The 16,695-nt window shown below is 42.5% G+C and carries 15 protein-coding genes; all 15 read right to left on the bottom strand.

Features of this window, described 5'->3' with window-relative positions; genetic code table 11:
* Positions 1–183: 183 nt before the first annotated feature.
* Positions 184–1,413: an NRAMP family divalent metal transporter gene (locus DC077_RS05830; protein ID WP_109201692.1), complete on the bottom strand. Its 1,230-nt coding sequence runs from the start codon at positions 1,411–1,413 to the stop codon at positions 184–186.
* Positions 1,414–1,582: 169 nt separating this feature from the next.
* Positions 1,583–2,341, bottom strand: a complete 759-nt coding sequence (locus DC077_RS05835) for a LamB/YcsF family protein (RefSeq protein WP_109201691.1) — start codon at positions 2,339–2,341, stop codon at positions 1,583–1,585.
* Positions 2,342–2,359: 18 nt separating this feature from the next.
* Entirely contained in the window at positions 2,360–3,313 is a 954-nt protein-coding gene (locus DC077_RS05840; protein WP_109201690.1) for a 5-oxoprolinase subunit C family protein, read from the bottom strand.
* Positions 3,310–3,981: a 5-oxoprolinase subunit PxpB gene (gene pxpB, locus DC077_RS05845; RefSeq protein WP_109201689.1), complete on the bottom strand. Its 672-nt coding sequence runs from the start codon at positions 3,979–3,981 to the stop codon at positions 3,310–3,312. The genes DC077_RS05840 and pxpB overlap by 4 nt, the downstream gene beginning before the upstream one ends.
* Positions 3,982–4,096: 115 nt before the next feature.
* Positions 4,097–4,663, bottom strand: a complete 567-nt coding sequence (gene mog / locus DC077_RS05850; RefSeq protein WP_109217896.1) for a molybdopterin adenylyltransferase — start codon at positions 4,661–4,663, stop codon at positions 4,097–4,099.
* Between the two features lie 291 nt (positions 4,664–4,954).
* Entirely contained in the window at positions 4,955–6,418 is a 1,464-nt protein-coding gene (locus DC077_RS05855) for an NADH-quinone oxidoreductase subunit N (RefSeq protein ID WP_109201687.1), read from the bottom strand.
* A gap of 12 nt (positions 6,419–6,430) precedes the next feature.
* The gene (locus tag DC077_RS05860; RefSeq protein WP_239990267.1) at positions 6,431–7,945 is read right to left on the bottom strand and encodes an NADH-quinone oxidoreductase subunit M; all 1,515 of its coding nucleotides are present in this window, start codon (positions 7,943–7,945) and stop codon (positions 6,431–6,433) included.
* Positions 7,946–7,954: 9 nt separating this feature from the next.
* Positions 7,955–9,961, bottom strand: a complete 2,007-nt coding sequence (gene nuoL / locus DC077_RS05865; protein WP_109201686.1) for an NADH-quinone oxidoreductase subunit L — start codon at positions 9,959–9,961, stop codon at positions 7,955–7,957.
* Positions 9,962–9,965: 4 nt separating this feature from the next.
* Positions 9,966–10,274: an NADH-quinone oxidoreductase subunit NuoK gene (nuoK, locus tag DC077_RS05870; RefSeq protein WP_094567539.1), complete on the bottom strand. Its 309-nt coding sequence runs from the start codon at positions 10,272–10,274 to the stop codon at positions 9,966–9,968.
* 2 nt (positions 10,275–10,276) lie between these two features.
* On the bottom strand, positions 10,277–10,954 hold the full coding sequence (locus DC077_RS05875; protein ID WP_109201685.1) for an NADH-quinone oxidoreductase subunit J: 678 nt from the start codon (positions 10,952–10,954) through the stop codon (positions 10,277–10,279).
* A 9-nt stretch (positions 10,955–10,963) separates the two neighbouring features.
* Positions 10,964–11,455, bottom strand: a complete 492-nt coding sequence (gene nuoI / locus DC077_RS05880) for an NADH-quinone oxidoreductase subunit NuoI (protein WP_094567541.1) — start codon at positions 11,453–11,455, stop codon at positions 10,964–10,966.
* Between the two features lie 22 nt (positions 11,456–11,477).
* On the bottom strand, positions 11,478–12,530 hold the full coding sequence (nuoH, locus tag DC077_RS05885) for an NADH-quinone oxidoreductase subunit NuoH (protein ID WP_109201684.1): 1,053 nt from the start codon (positions 12,528–12,530) through the stop codon (positions 11,478–11,480).
* Complete coding sequence (gene nuoG / locus DC077_RS05890; RefSeq protein ID WP_109217897.1) at positions 12,531–14,864, bottom strand: NADH-quinone oxidoreductase subunit NuoG; 2,334 nt, start codon at positions 14,862–14,864, stop codon at positions 12,531–12,533.
* Positions 14,864–16,150, bottom strand: a complete 1,287-nt coding sequence (gene nuoF, locus DC077_RS05895; protein ID WP_109201682.1) for an NADH-quinone oxidoreductase subunit NuoF — start codon at positions 16,148–16,150, stop codon at positions 14,864–14,866. Before nuoF ends, nuoG begins: the two co-directional genes overlap by 1 nt.
* Positions 16,150–16,671: an NADH-quinone oxidoreductase subunit NuoE family protein gene (locus tag DC077_RS05900; protein WP_109201681.1), complete on the bottom strand. Its 522-nt coding sequence runs from the start codon at positions 16,669–16,671 to the stop codon at positions 16,150–16,152. Before DC077_RS05900 ends, nuoF begins: the two co-directional genes overlap by 1 nt.
* Between the last annotated feature and the right edge of the window lie 24 nt (positions 16,672–16,695).

Raw genomic sequence — 16,695 nt, forward strand, 5'->3', positions numbered from 1 at the left:
GCTGATCACAACAGATCCCGCAATAAAGCATTGCACGATCTCAATGTTAAATCAGCAGAGACTATTTTGTAAAAGAGAGAGCCACTTCAATGAAGTGGCTCTCTCTTTTACAACATCTCTAAAATATATCTCTGTTATCTCTTTAAAGCTTTCTGTCTAATAAAAAATAGTAATCCCTTATAACTAACCAGCAATATAGTGATATAAAGTCTGAACACTTAAAATAGTCATAACAATAACAACTATCGCCCCAAAAACTGTTTGCCACACAGGGTGCTTATAATCTCCCACTACATCTTTACGATAAGCAGCAAATAAAATTGGACCTAGTGTCAATGGTAAAATTAACCCGTTTAAAGCACCTACAAAAATTAATATCTCTACAGGACGGCCAATACTTACAAAAACAATTGTAGAAATAAAAATAAAAGCAATAATAACCTTATTTTGATGCTCCGCTATTTTACTACTAAAAATACGAAGGAATGTAACAGATGTATATGCTGCACCTATAACAGACGTGACTGCAGCTGCCCACATAATAACACCAAAAATCAGATATCCGATATTGCCAGCCGCATGTTCAAATACAGATGCTACTGGATTTGTAGCTGCTAATTGAAATCCTTGACTGATCACCCCTAGAGCTGCAAGGAAAAGAATAACTCGCATAATTGCAGTTACGCCAATCCCCATTAAAGACCCATTAGAAACATCTCGAATTGCTGACTTACCATGTACTCCTGCATCTAATAAGCGGTGTGCTCCGGCAAATGTAATGTAACCACCGACTGTCCCGCCAACCAAAGTAACAGTTGCCAAGACTAAAGCAGAAATAGGAGCATCCGGGACAAAAGTTCTATAAACAGCCTCACCGACCGGAGGATCCGATTGAAGTACAATATAAATTGTTAAAAAGATCATTATAATGCCGGCTAACTGAATAAATTTATCCATAATCCGCCCTGCTTCTTTAAAAAGAAAGATAGCTATGGCAATAGCAGCACTAATCATTGCACCTGCTTCAACAGATAAACCAGTAAAGACATTTAGCCCTAAACCGGCACCCGCGACGTTTCCTATATTAAAAGCCAATCCACCCATCACGACAAGAATAGAAATAAAATACCCCAAACCAGGTATTACTTTATTTGCAATATCCTGTCCCCTCATATTAGAGATAGTAATGATTCGCCAAATATTTAGCTGCGCACCTAAATCAAGAATAATTGATAAGAAAATAACAAATGCAAAACTAGCACCTAGCTGCATCGTGAAAGTAGTTGTTTGCGTTAAAAATCCTGGCCCAATTGCAGATAGACCCATTAAAAAAACAGCCCCAAGAATTGCACTACGCCGCGCTTTTGTGTTCTCGTTAATATTATAGGGCTGAGTTGAAATATCCCTTTCCATAGATGGCTCCTTTGGTTTTAGATAATCTATTATATTTATTGTTTATTATTTTATGGCTTATTTCATATATAGATATAGCATCAAATAGATATTTTTAATTTATTTTTTATCTACACAAAAATTATTAAATTTCAAGCAAATGTACTATTTTGAGATAGTTCATCGATAATTAAGCTTTAATTTTAATTCCTTGTTCTGTTAAAGATTGACTAATTTTTTTCACAAATTTTAATGCCGCAACCCCATCACCATGCACACAAATCGTCTCTGCTTTTAATGGAATGGTACTTCCTGTTACGGTAGTTACGGATTGTTCCCTTACCATCTGAAGAACTTGCTCAGTAGCAATAACATGATCAGTAATTAAGGCATTAGGTTCGGAACGAGCTGTTAATGTACCATCTGGCTGATAACTTCTATCTGCAAAAACTTCACTTTTTGTTCTTAAACCAATAGATTCTCCAGCTTCAATTAACGCACTCCCAGATAAGCCATATAAAATAGCATGACCTTTAGATATATCCGCTACAGCTTGAGCAATAGCAAAGGCAATAGTTTGATTTACTGCTCCCATATTATATAAAGCACCATGAGGTTTTACATGATGAATGTCTCCTCCTAAAGCATGAGTAAACCCTTGCAATGCCCCAACTTGATAAATAATCAAGTTATATACCTCTTCAGCGGTTATAGCTATATTTCTTCTACCAAATCCTTGCAAATCAGCAAAACCTGGATGGGCTCCTATAGCAACATCATGATCTAGTGCTAACTGAACTGTTTTATGCATAACATCTGGATCACCGGCATGAAATCCGCATGCTATATTAATAGAACTTACAAAGGGCAAAATAGCCTCATCGTTTCCCATTTTCCAAATACCAAAGCTTTCACCTAAATCACAATTAAGGTCTACTGTTTTCTCCATAATTTTCTCCCAAGTCTCTTAAGATTCTTGCAAAATATATTCAAAGTTATTCAGATACTGCTGTTGTATGCTTAACTTTTTTCTAGCCTCTTCTTCATTAATTAAAAGAAAACGCACCTTATTTCTCGCCGGCAAATATGCTAACTTCCATAATTCTGCCTGAGGTATAACTGCTATCCGAGGATAACCTCCGGTACTTTGACACTCTGCAGCAAGGACAAGTGGTTGCCCATCTGGTGGAACTTGAATAACACCCTCAAAGACTCCCTGGGAGCGCATCTCTTTTACACTCTGAAATTCTAATGGATCTCCCTTTAGACGAATTCCCATACGATTGCTATTGCTATCAACTTCCCATTCTTGAGTAAAAAATTTTTTTTGGGAGTTAACATCAAATTGATCAAACTCTGGTCCCTTTAAAACAGAAACTGTACTGCTAATATAGGTTCGACTAAATGCCCTTACCCCAATGGCTCGAGTAATAGTGTGAAAAGGTTCATTTAAATGAAGCTTATCTCCTTTTGATAGCGGAGTACCATCTCCTTTATGCCCACCGATACCATTTTTAAGATCAGTACTACAAGATCCCATTGTAGGGGCTACATCAAACCCTCCTGCAACAGCTAAATAACTATACATTCCAGAGTTATAAGTAGGTCTTAATTCAACAACTTGCCCTTTATGAATATAAGTTCTCCAACCATGCCAACCTTGACTATGCCCATCAATAATAATTACGCAATTAGAACCTGTTACAGAAATCCAGGTACTACTATGAAACTTTAGTTTTACCGGGGTAATGATACTGACTTCAAGTGCGGGTGTATTCCCCTTGTTTCCTACTAAACGATTTGCTAAATGAAGTGACACTCCATCAATTGCACCCGCTTTGCCTACTCCTGATTGAGCGTAAGAAAATCGACCATAATCCTGGATGCTACTTAAAATTCCAGGGGCAAGAACCTCGATCATACTAATATCTCCTCTACAACAAAACGTAATTGATCTCCAGGATGAAATAGCGAAGGATTATCCCTATTTTGATCAAAAAATAGTAATTCAGTATTACCAATAATCTGCCAACCTCCGGGGGACTCTCTAGGATATACCCCTGTTTGAGCGCCCCCTATTCCAACACTACCAGCAGGTATACTCATCCTTGGTTTTGATCTTCTTGGTGTATGGATTTTTGAGTCTAACCCTCCTAGGTAAACAAAACCTGGCATAAAACCTATAAAGTAGACTGTATAAATAGGTGCTGTATGAAGCTTAATAACTTCATCTATTGTCATATGATTCTGCCGAGCCACGTCGAGTAAATCTGGGCCTTTGTTTCCACCATACACAACAGGAACTTCTAATAATTTTCCACCCATTTCTTGTGAAAAATTATTTTTTTTAGAGTCTTCCCATAATTGACGAAGTTGTTGTTTCAATATATTTCTATCAATATCACTATACGGATTAAGTAATATTGTTAAATTATTCATACCGGGAACAATATCAATAATAGAGGTATCCTCTCCATCTTCTAGTTGTTTCCCAATCCACCAAATTTTCTGTTGGTTCTCTAAACTGATTTCACCATCAACTGAAAGTGTAATTCCCCGATCACCAATGGTATATATGCTTACAGACACAAAATCCTCCTATGATTGTTATAATTATATAATTAGCATACAGTGCTCTAGGGTATCTGTATATTTACTCAAAAATAAATATGTTGTTTATTTTATATTTTGTGAAGAACTAAGATTACTTCTTCGGTCTAAACGCTGTTGTCACCGCTTCATTGACTTCGATATATCCAGCTCCAATCAAATCAAGGCAGTAAGGAATTGCCGAAAAGATGCCATTAACCACTGTCTTCCCCTCTTTATCTTTAACACCGGCGAGAGTCTCTTCGATCGCTCTTGGGCGACCGGGGAGATTGACAATTAAGCTCTCTTTACGAATCACCCCCACTTGGCGGGAAAGAATTGCGGTAGGAACAAAGTAGAGACTCACCTGACGCATCTGTTCACCAAAACCGGGCATCTCCTTATCGGCAACCGCTAAGGTGGCATCGGGAGTGACATCTCGCTTAGTTGGGCCCGTTCCACCGGTGGTTAAAACAAGATCACAGTGTAGATTATCCACTAGATCCTTCAATGTCTCTTCAATAATCGGTTGTTCATCAGCAATCAGCCGCTCATGAAATTCGATCTCATTCTTAATCGCTGAGGAGAGCCACGTTTTAAGGTGGGGAATTCCCTCATCTTGATAGACACCTTGACTTGCTCTATCAGAAACAGAGACAACACCAATCTTAATCACTTGCATATTTACTCCCTCTTCTCATCTAATCTTATTTAAATCTCAATCTTATCTAATTCTATTTTTCTATAATACTCGAAATCTAAAACTTCTGAAAATAGCGTTTAAATCAATTATAGAGCCTCATTTTACCAAATCACCCTACGAAATGCCGGGGATAAAAAAAGATCTTGTAACCTTAGATTACAAGATCTTTTCATTTTTATTTTAGTTCTACTTCTATTTCTACTATCACTTCTATTGTGAGGGAGGAATCAATCTATCGATCCCTCAATCAGTGATGCTTACTACAAAGCTTTAGAAGAAGCTGTAGAGAAGTGATGGGAAGAGACCTAAAAGAATTAGGAGCATCACATTGATATTGAAGAATACTTGGCTTGTGCCTGTTGCTTCTAATGTTAGCTCACGGCCAGCAACCTCTTCATCAAAGAACATCACTTTGATAACGCGGAGGTAGTAGTAAAGACCGATCACAGACATTAAGAGTGCAAAGATCACAGTGTAGAGATGCCCTGCTTCGAACGCTGCACGCAATACTACAAATTTTGCATAGAAGCCGACGAAGAAGGGGATTCCTCCCATCGATAACATCACACATGCAAGAAGAATCGCATACCATGCATGCCCTTTAGCAAAGCCTTTAAGATCATCAATTGCTTGAATCTCTTTACCATTGATCTTCACAGAGAGGATAAAGCCGAACGCTGCGGTAGTCGTTAATGCATAGGTGATTGCATAGAAGATACCTGCGCTCAATGCGTTATCTGACTCTGCAGTAATCAGCAGACCTAAAAGGATAAATCCGGCATGAGATACTGCGGAGTAACCGAGCATACGGCGGAGATTATCCTGTTTAAGCGCAACTAAGTTACCGATCACAAAGGAGATAATAGAGATCGCAATAATAAAGGGCTGCCAGCTAGGTGCAAATGCTTCTAATGCACCAATTAAGAGGAATGCTCCCATAATAAAGCTTGCAATCTTCGGCGCTGCACCGATATACATCGCAACAGCTGCAGGTGCTCCTTCATACACATCGGGAACCCAGTTATGGAACGGCGCGCCCCCTAACTTAAAGACCACTCCCACAATCAAGAAGACTGCTGAGAAGAGCATTAAGCGTGCTTGGCTATCGGTCATGCCATCTGCGATGACATTATTGATATCGATAAATTGGAGTGAGCTTGTTGCACCGTAGAGAAGCGCCATACCAAAGAGAAGAATCCCTGATGACATCGCGCCCACCACAAAGTACTTCATCGCAGCTTCTGACCCTTTTTGGCTACGGCGATTGAGCGCCACTAAACCGTACATCGGCAGTGACATCAACTCAAGACCAACATAGACCGTTAAGAGACTTGCGGCAGAGACTAAGACCAACATTCCTAATGTACTTAAGAGAATCAATACATAGTATTCTGCATTGGCAATATCATTATCGGCTAAACGCCCATAGCTATAGATCAGACCAAATGCTACCACAATTGTCATCGCCACTTTTAGGAGAAGGGAGATCGGGTTGTAGGTGATCTCCCCAAACCAGAAAGCATCTGCCCCCATAATGCCGCCTGTAAGGTCAACATTATATTGGTAGAGCGCTAAAATTGCGGTTCCAAAGAGCGCAATAAGAGAGAGCGTATAGAGCATCGACTGCTTCGCATTCTTATTTAAGCTCTCATATAACAAGATGATGACGATCATACTCATCAAGAAGATCTCAGGAAGAGCAACGAGTATATCTGTCAGTTTAAATTCCATCATTTTTAACGTCCTTTAGAATTGAGCTGTCAAATGAACAAGAAGTCCATCAATCGTTGTCTGCATGAGATTCGCAATTGGCTCAGGCCAAACCCCAAGAAGAATGACAAGAATTGCTAATGAACCTAACATGAACCACTCGCGACCATTGATATCTTTCATCTGTCTGACATGATCATGAACGATATCCCCTAAGATCACTCGTTTTGTTAACCAGAGGTTATATGCCGCACTGAGAATTAATGACAATGCAACTAAAAGAGCGATATAGACTGAATAGTGGAAGCTTGCAAGGATCGTCCAGAACTCACCGATAAACCCTGAGGTTCCTGGTAATCCGGAGTTTGCCATCGCAAAGAAGATAAAGAATGCCCCAAAGACTGGCATCGCATTGATCACACCACCGTAATCAGCAATCTCTCTTGAGTGAATACGATCATAGAGCACCCCAATACAGAGGAACATTCCAGCAGAAACAAGACCGTGAGAGATCATCTGCATCATGCCCCCTTGAAGCGCCATCTGCATCGCTTCAGGATCGAGATCCCCGCCCCCTAACATCGCAACAGGAAGGATAAAAGCTAAAGTCACAAATCCCATATGAGAGATAGAGGAGTAAGCGATCATCTTCTTCATATCACGTTGAACAAGTGCAACAAGCGCAATATAGAGAATCGCAATCACACTGAGTGCTACAACCAACCAAGCAAAGTATGCCGCGCCTAATGGAGCGATCGGTAACATAAAGCGAACAAAGCCGTAACCCCCAATTTTAAGGGTAATTGCCGCAAGAATCACCGAACCACCGGTAGGTGCTTCAACGTGCGCAGAAGGTAACCAAGTATGCACAGGGAACATCGGTACTTTCACCGCAAACCCAGCAAGGAATGCGAAGAAGAGCCATTTCTGTGTGCTCTCTGCGATCTCAAGATTTTGGAATCCTAAGATATTGAAGTTGCCACTTTGGAGATAGAGATAGATCAACGCAACAAGAAGGAAGATCGATCCTAAGAAGGTATAGAGGAAGAATTTAAGCGCCGCAGTGATACGACCTGGTCCACCCCAAACCCCGATAATTAAGAACATCGGGATTAACATCGCTTCGAAGAAGATATAGAAGAGAATCCCATCAACAGATGCAAAGATACCATTCATCAATCCTTCAAGGATTAAGAATGCTGCAAAATATTGATTTGGACGATCTTTAATAATCTCCCAACCTGCGATCACTACCAAGATAGTGACAAAGGTTGTCAGTACGATAAAGGGCATGGAGAAACCATCAACCCCTAAGTGATACCCAATTCCAAGATCTCGACTCCAGACATAGTTCTCTACAAACTGCATCGCAGTTGTGTCTGAATTGAACTGGAATATAAGTGGTAACGATATAATAAATGTAAGAATAGCAAAGGCTAATGAGGTCCAACGGACTCGGGTTGGTTCATTACCAACCGCGAGCACCACTAACCCCCCGATAATCGGAAGCCAAATGACTAAACTTAACCAAGAGATTTGCATTGTTTCCATTGTTTATTCCTAGTTAAAAAATACGACCCATGTCATAAGCGCTAATAGACCAACTACCATTAAGAATGCTGCATGATAGATGTACCCAGTTTGAATACGACGGATAACGCCACCGACAAAGGAGGCTACATGTGCCGCACCAAATACAATCCCTCGGTCGATCAGTTTGTCATCGATCTTCTGCCAGAAGAAGCGACCTAAGCCCACAGAGCCATTAGCGATCACCTTCTGATTGAAATCATCGAGGTAGTATTTATTCTCAAATACTCGATAAAGACCAGTCTTTTCAAGCACCTCTTTACCCTTCGTTGCCACTTTCGGCTGGATAAGGAAGCTATACCAAGCAACAGCAATCCCTAAGAGCGTGAGATAGAATGCCGGCGCAGTTAAAGCCTCTTTGGTCATTGCCCAAGAGCCTTCAAAGCCCTGCTTCATAATCTCTGTTGCTGGATTGACTGCATTATTGATAAAGACAGAGTCCGCTAAGAAGGTATTTTCAAACATCATAGGTGCCATATACCAACCGAGAATTACGGAAGGAATTGCAAGAAGAATCAAGGGAAGTGTAACAACCCAAGGTGACTCTTTTGGCGTCTCTGGCAAGATGCTCTCATCTTCACCGTGATGATCATGTCCTAAGGACTCATCAACAGTGTAACGCGCTTTACCGTGGAAGACTAAGAAGTACATTCTGAAGGTGTAGAGCGCTGTCATAAAGACCCCGATCTCAAGTGCTAAATGGGCAAAGCCTGAACCGAAGGTTGAGCTATGCTCGAGCGACCAGATGATTCCCTCTTTTGAGTAGTACCCTGAAAAGAATGGCATCCCCACAAGGGCAAGAGAACCGATCAACGTTGTAATCCAAGTGATTGGCATCTTCTTACGAAGTCCACCCATAAAGCGCATATCTTGAACGTGGCTCATACCGATAATAACTGAACCTGCGCCTAAGAAGAGGAGCGCTTTAAAGAAGGCGTGCGTTGTTAAGTGGAATGCTGCAAGTGAGTAAGCAGAAGCCCCTAATGCAACGGTCATATACCCGAGTTGTGAGATTGTTGAGTAAGCGATAACGCGTTTGATATCGTTTTGGAAGAGACCTAACACCCCCATAAAGAGTGCTGTAATCGCCCCTAAGATCATCACCATCGAGAGCGCTGTTGTAGAGAGCTCATAGATCGGTGACATACGCGCAACCATAAAGATCCCGGCTGTAACCATCGTCGCCGCGTGAATCAATGCGGAGATCGGTGTTGGACCTTCCATCGAATCAGGTAACCAGACATGAAGCGGAACCTGTGCCGATTTACCCATCGCCCCAATAAAGAGGAAGACAGCTGCAAAGGTCATGATATTCCAATCTGTTCCTAAGAAGTGGAATGTTCCTGCCGCTTCTGGAAGACGATCAAATGCTTCTGTATAGGTAAGTGAGCTTGTCATATAAGCGACACACGCAATACCGATTAAGAAACCGAAGTCCCCAACACGATTCACTAAGAACGCCTTCATATTGGCATAAGTTGCCGATGGCTTTTTAAACCAGAAACCGATCAAGAGATAGGAGACAAGACCAACTGCTTCCCACCCAAAGAAGAGCTGCATGAAGTTGTTTGACATCACAAGCATCAACATTGAGAAGGTAAAGAGCGAGATATAACTGAAGAAACGATTATATCCAGGATCCCCTTTCATATACCCAACAGAGTAGAGATGAACCATGGTTGAGACAGAGGTGATCACCACCATCATCATCGCGGTAAGGTTATCGACTAAGAAACCGACCCCAACGCTTAATGATCCTGTATCCATCCAGGTATAGATATTTTCATCAAAGATCGGCGCACGTCCTGACATATGCTCAATAAGAACATAGCCTGAGAGAAGTGCAGCAATCGCGACAAAAACGATTGTGACTGTATGTGCCACCTTTTCATTAATTACTCGGCAGAAAAGACCCGAGATAATTGAACCAAAGAGGGGCAATAAAACAATTAAAAGATAGATATACTTTAAGTCCATTGCACTAGCCTCTTAATTCCGTAATTTCATCGACATTAATGCTACCGCGATTTCTGAATACTAACACTAAGATTGCAAGACCAATCGCCGCTTCCGCAGCTGCAACCGCTAATGTAAAGAAGACAAAAATCTGCCCATTTAAATCGCCCGAGAACTGTGAGAATGCAACAAAAAGCGTGCTACTTGCTAGTAACATTAATTCGATACACATCAAGAGAACAATTAAGTTCTTACGATTGATGAAGATCCCCGCAGTACTAATTCCAAATAGAATCGTCGAGAGAATAATATAATCATCTATGACTAAATTCATACCTATTTTTCCTCCTCTTCTGTAACTGCGTCTTCGCTCTCTTCCTTCACAGGTGCCGGCGCTAAAACCGCAGAATCCATCTTCACCATACGAACGCGTTTTGTTGGATCTGCCTTAATTGCCCAGCTGACAGAGACATCTTTACGACGAAGTGGTCCGATACGGCGTGTTAAAGCGATCGCCGCAATCATCGCTACTAAAAGAATCAATGCGGTTGCTTCAAAGGCATAGATATAGTTCGTGTAGAGAAGCACCCCTAATTCCTGAGCATTTGTCAATTCAACGCCTGAACGGATCGACTCAACGCCCCCTTCAAGTGCAAATTGATTCGCAATAAAGCTATCGCCCCCTAGGATCACAATCAGAATCTCGGCAATAAAGATAATTGCCACTAAGACTGCAATAGGAAGATAACGGACAAAACCCTCTTTTAAGAGATCATGCGGAATATCGAGCATCATCACCGCAAAGAGGAAGAAGACCATCACCGCACCACAGTAGATAATAATCAAAGAGAGTGCTAAGAATTCTGCTTGTAGCAGTAACCAGCAGCAGCTCACCATCACAAAGATCAGAACTAGGTGTAGTACTGATGTCATGGTATTTTTGGCACTCACCACTCTAATCGCTGAATAGATCGTGATTAGTGCGAAGATATAAAATAGTATCTTAAATAACATCTTCCCCTCCTAGTATAAGTGAGAATCTGCAGCACGATCTTTAGCGATTTGTACTTCATACTTATCGCCAAGTGCTAAGAGAGATTCTTTTGTGATGATATTTTCGCCCTTCTCTTCCATATGGTATTCAAAGACGCGTGTTAAGACGATTGAATCCACAGGACATGCTTGTTCACACAATCCACAGAAGATGCATTTAAAGAGATCGATATCGTAACGTGTTGTCCGGCGAGTGCCATCACCACGCTCTTCGGTATCAATCGTAATTGCTAATGCAGGACAGACCGCTTCACACAACTTACAACCAATACAACGCTCTTCCCCATTAGGATAGCGACGCAATGCGTGAAGCCCACGAAAACGCCCAGATTGTGGGGTTTTCTCAAACGGATACTCAATCGTGAATTTCGGTCTAAAGAAATAACGTAAGGTAATTCCTAAACCTTTACGTAATTCTTTTAACGTAAATGTCTCGTAGAGTGATTTTAAATATCTAAACATATGTTAGTTCCTACCTATTCCTTTAAAACCATGGTTTTAAACCGACGCCGTACATTACGAGTACTACCGCAATCCACACAAGAGCAATCGGAATAAAGAATTTCCAACCTAGACGCATAATCTGGTCATAACGATAACCCGGGAAGGTTGCTCGAACCCAAATCATGGCAAAGAGGAAAAAGGCCATTTTGATAATCATCCAGAAGATGCTATCTGTCGCAAGTAATGAAAGAACAGGAATATTCTCTATCGCTTCTACGCCAGAGAGCGGTGCTAACCATCCACCAAAGAAGAGCAAGCTCATCAATGCTGAGACCAAAATCATATTGGTATACTCTGCAAGGTAGAAAGTTACAAAGCCTGTACCTGAATACTCAGTAAAGTATCCCGCAACAATCTCTGATTCCCCTTCTGTCACCTCAAAAGGTGCACGATTTAACTCCGCAAGACCGGCAATAAAGTAGATCACCGCCATTGGAAGAAGTGGAATAAAGTACCAGTTCACAAGCCCGAGCGATCCTGCTTGTCCTTTAACGATCTCTGTAAAGTTAAGACTTCCGGAGATCATCACCACGGTAATGAGCGCGAAACCTAAAGCTAACTCATAAGAGACCACTTGCGCCGCACTACGTATCGCACCGAAGATCGCAAATTTTGAGTTAGAACTCCATCCTGCCATCAATGAGGCATAGACCCCAAGCGAAGTCATCGCCAAGATGTAGAGGATCGCTGAATCCATTGAGGAGCTGACCCAACCATCATTGAAAGGGACCACTGCCCACACACCAAATGCTGTAGTAACAGCAATAAATGGTGCGATGAGGAACATTGTCTTATTCGCAGCTGATGGAATGATAAACTCTTTAAAGAGCATCTTTAAAAGATCCGCAAAAGGCTGGAGAAGCCCTTTAGGGCCCACTCTATTTGGACCTAAACGGATATGCATATATCCTAAAACCTTACGCTCAGCGAAGGTAAGGTATGCCACCGAGAGTACGATTGGCAAAAAGATCACCAATGTCTTTATCAGAGCCCACACAAGCGGATAGTGAATAATCGCCATTACGGTATCCATCTAATTTGCCCCCTTAATTGATTGATAAAACTTCGTCGTTCCTGCATATTCTGTCGGAATACGAACACAGCCTTCTGCTACCTTCTCTGAAATTCTAGAGAGGAAGGTATTTTCGCTATTGAGTAGAGGCATAATCGCACTCTCATCATTCGCATTATTAAAGGCGATACGGGCACGCTTTGCTAAAGGTGTCTTCTGAAGTGCAACACCACGTCTGACATAAGCATCGGTGGAGTAGAGTGAAGTTGTTGGTACTGCTAACAATCCCTCTTTATTCAATGCTTGATAGTCAAAGGAGACTCCTGAAACCTCATTTTGGTTCTCTGCTAATTTTGCGCCATTCTCCGCTTTCCACTTCGTTAGAAGTTCATCAGAAGAGATGTAATCGAAGCCATCGATCTCAAAATGGTTACCTAAGACACGTAAAATCTTCCAGATAGGACGCGCTTCACCATGTGGGAGCGATGCGGCTTGTAATGTCTGTAACGTTCCTTCGAGGTTAACGTAACTTCCTGAGGTCTCTGTCCAAGCAGCACCCGGAAGAATGACATTCGCAACAGATTTTAATGTTTCACTCGCAAATGGGGTAATTGCAACGACAGCTTCAGCAGCTTGCAGGGCATCAAGCGCTAATTTCGATTCTACAAAATCAAATTCAGGATCGATCGCACCTACTAAGAGGTAAGCTTTTAACTGCGCTTCTAACATCGTCGCAGTTGAGTGACCTTCAGCGGTCAATGCAGTTACTGCAGCACCAGAGCTATTTGATCCTGGTGTAAAGTAACCCAATTTTGCCCCGGTTAAGCGTGCAAGCTCTGCACTCAATGCACGGATTGTGGCAAATTGTGGATGACTGATTGCATCATGACCTAAAACGATCCACTCACGCTCCCCTTTGAGGAACTGCTCAGCAATTGTAACAATTGCTGCTTCATCAGCAGTATCGTTATTGATCACACTGATCAATTCGGTACGCACTGATTCACCCTTCATATTGGCGACTTTCGCAACAACGGCAGCAAGCTCATTCACCCAATTGAAAGGATGCGCAATAATCTCGGCATGGAAAGGATGGAGCTGATCTGCACTATAAGATCCTAAGAAAGAGACTTTTGCTCCCTTCGTCACTGCATCACGAAGACGAATAGCTAATACGGGGACTTCCATACGAGGATCTGCCCCGACAAGTAGTACTGAATCAAGCTCATTAACTTCAGGAATAGAAAGACCTAAAGCACGGAAGACAGGTTCTGCACGATCACCACTAAAATCACGCTGTGTTAAGCGATAATCAACATTCTTAAGGCCTAAACCCTCTTTTAACTCCTTGATGAGTTGCATCTCTTCAAGCGTTGCCATCGGCGAAACAAAGATTCCAACCTCTTCCGGACCATACTTTTCAATTGCGCCTTCGATCAGAAGTTTTGTCGCTTTAAGGGCATCATCCCATGAGCTTTTAACCAACTCACCTTGACCATTATCTAAAAGAGGATGGGCAGCACGATCATCACTTGAGAGCGCTTCATAGCTGAAACGATCACGATCAGAGATCCAAGGCTCATTGATCTCATCATTACGGCGAGATACAACACGCGCCACTTTTCCACGGAGAGTATGAATCTCGGTATTAGTACCGATTCCATCATGCATGCTAATAGAGTCATGGTTGAGATACTCCCACGGACGCGCCCCATATTTTGAAGGTTTTGCCGTCAAAGCACCAACGGGGCAGATATCGATAATATTGCCCGAAACTTCAGAAACTAATGCATGCTTAATATAGGTGGTAATCTCTAAACGATCACCACGATCAACGCCCCCTAACTCACGCATGCCGGCGATCTCATCACCAAAGCGAACGCAGCGGGTACATTGAATACAGCGATTCATAAAGGTCTCTACTAAAGGGCCGATATTGATCTTTTCAACGTGACGCTTCTCTTCAATATAGAGTGATCGATTTTGACCATACTCTGCGGAGAAATCTTGCAATTCACACTCCCCCCCCTGATCACAGATCGGGCAGTCGAGTGGGTGATTGATCAGCAAGAACTCCATAATTGCTTTCTGCGCTGCTCGTGCTTTCTCATTACGAGTTCGCACAATCATGCCATCCATAATCGGTGTAGCACAAGCAGGTGCCGGTTTTGGCATGCGCTCAACATCAACAAGACACATACGGCAACTCGCCGCAATGGATAATTTATCGTGGTAACAGAAGCGAGGAATAGTGATCCCTTCACGATCTGCCACTTCAATCAACATTGTTCCGGCGGGTGCTTGAAACTCTTTACCATCGATATTAACGGTAAACATCTTCACTTCATTACTCATTATTTCGCCCCCTCAACCATACTTCTGCCATGTTCAATATAGTATTTGAACTCTTCTGGGAAGTGTTTGACAAAGCTGAGTACCGGCATTGCTGCTGCATCACCGAGCGCACAGATTGTTCGACCCCCAATATTATTGGCAACATGAACAAGACGGTCGAGATCTTCTGGACGCCCTTCCCCTTTGAGAATGCGATCCATAATTCTAAACAACCAACCTGTCCCCTCACGGCATGGCGTACATTGGCCACACGACTCGCTAAAGTAGAAGCTTGAGAGTGTGCGTAATGCCTTCACCATGTCGGTGGTCTCATCCATCACGATCACCGCACCTGAACCCATCATCGATCCCGCTTTCTTTGCGATCGAATCGTAATCCATATTGGTCTCCATCATAATGTGACCTGGAACAACAGGAACAGAGGATCCGCCCGGAATAACCGCCTTCAATTTACGACCTTTCCAAATACCGCCGGCAAGCTCTAAGAGATCTTTAAAGGGTGTCCCCATCGGAATCTCATAGTTACCCGGTTTCTCAACATGACCAGAGATCGAGAAGATCTTCTGCCCACCGGCACCAGGAATACCATGCTCTTTAAACCAATCTGCGCCATTACGAACAATGCGGCCAACAGAAGAGAGAGACTCACAGTTATTGATAGTGGTCGGCTTTCCATAGAGACCTACAGCTGCAGGGAAAGGCGGTTTAAAACGGGGTTGCCCCTTCTTCCCTTCTAAAGATTCAAGAAGTGCTGTCTCCTCTCCACAGATATAAGCCCCAGCACCTAAAGCGCCATAGAGCTCGATGGAGATTCCTGTCCCTTGGATATTTTGCCCAATAAGACCCGCATCACGCGCTTCTTGTACAGCTGCTTCAAAGCGTTTGAAAGGCTCTTCGCTAAACTCTCCACGCATATAGTTGTAACCCACTTTTGCGCCGATCGCATAGGCGGCAATTGCCATTCCTTCGACCAAAGCATGCGGGTTAAAGCGGAGAATATCTCTATCTTTACAGGTGCCTGGCTCCGACTCATCTGAGTTACAGACAAGGTAGCTGCTACCATCATCATTTTTCGGCATAAAGCTCCACTTCACACCCGTTGGGAAGCCTGCGCCCCCACGACCACGAAGTTCTGAAGCCTTCACCATCTCGATGACTTCCTCTTTGGAGAGTTCCCCTCTTAATATCTTTTTCCACCCATCGTAGCCCCCTAAGCTCAAGTAGGTCTCGAGAGACCAAGGCTTATCGTGCCCGAGAGTGAAGTAACAAACTTCGTTTTGTACCATTAGTTTGCCTCTTTATTATCTGCTCTTGATTCGATACGGTCGAGAATCTCATCAATCTTCTCAATCGTTAAATTCTCATGATATTCATGATTGATTAATGCCGCTGGCGCCGCTGTACATGCCGCAATACATTCATCCTCATTCTTAAGCGAAAAAAGACCGTCAGGAGTTGACTCCCCGGCCTTAATCCCTAAACGCTTCTCAACATGCGCTAAAATCTCTTCTCCACCACGAAGCATGCAGGAGATATTAGTACAGATCATAATGGCATTTTTACCACATGGTTTTGTTTCGAAATTGGAGTAAAAGGAGGCGACTTCATATACCGCAATTGGAGGCAGTTCCAGATATTCTGCAATAGCATCCATAATCTCAACCGTTAAATAACCACCATTTTCGTGTTGAGCTTCACGCAGTGCAGCAAGAAGTGCGGATTGCTTCCGATCTTCAGGGAAGCGTGCGAGCCAGCGATCGATCTCTGCTCTCGTATGGCTACTTAATATACTTTCTCTATTTTTCATCTTAGCTACTCTATACTCTGTAAT

Origin of the sequence: Ignatzschineria cameli (assembly GCF_003121895.1) — a bacterium.
In the GTDB taxonomy this organism is placed as follows: Bacteria; Pseudomonadota; Gammaproteobacteria; order Cardiobacteriales; family Wohlfahrtiimonadaceae; genus Ignatzschineria; species Ignatzschineria cameli.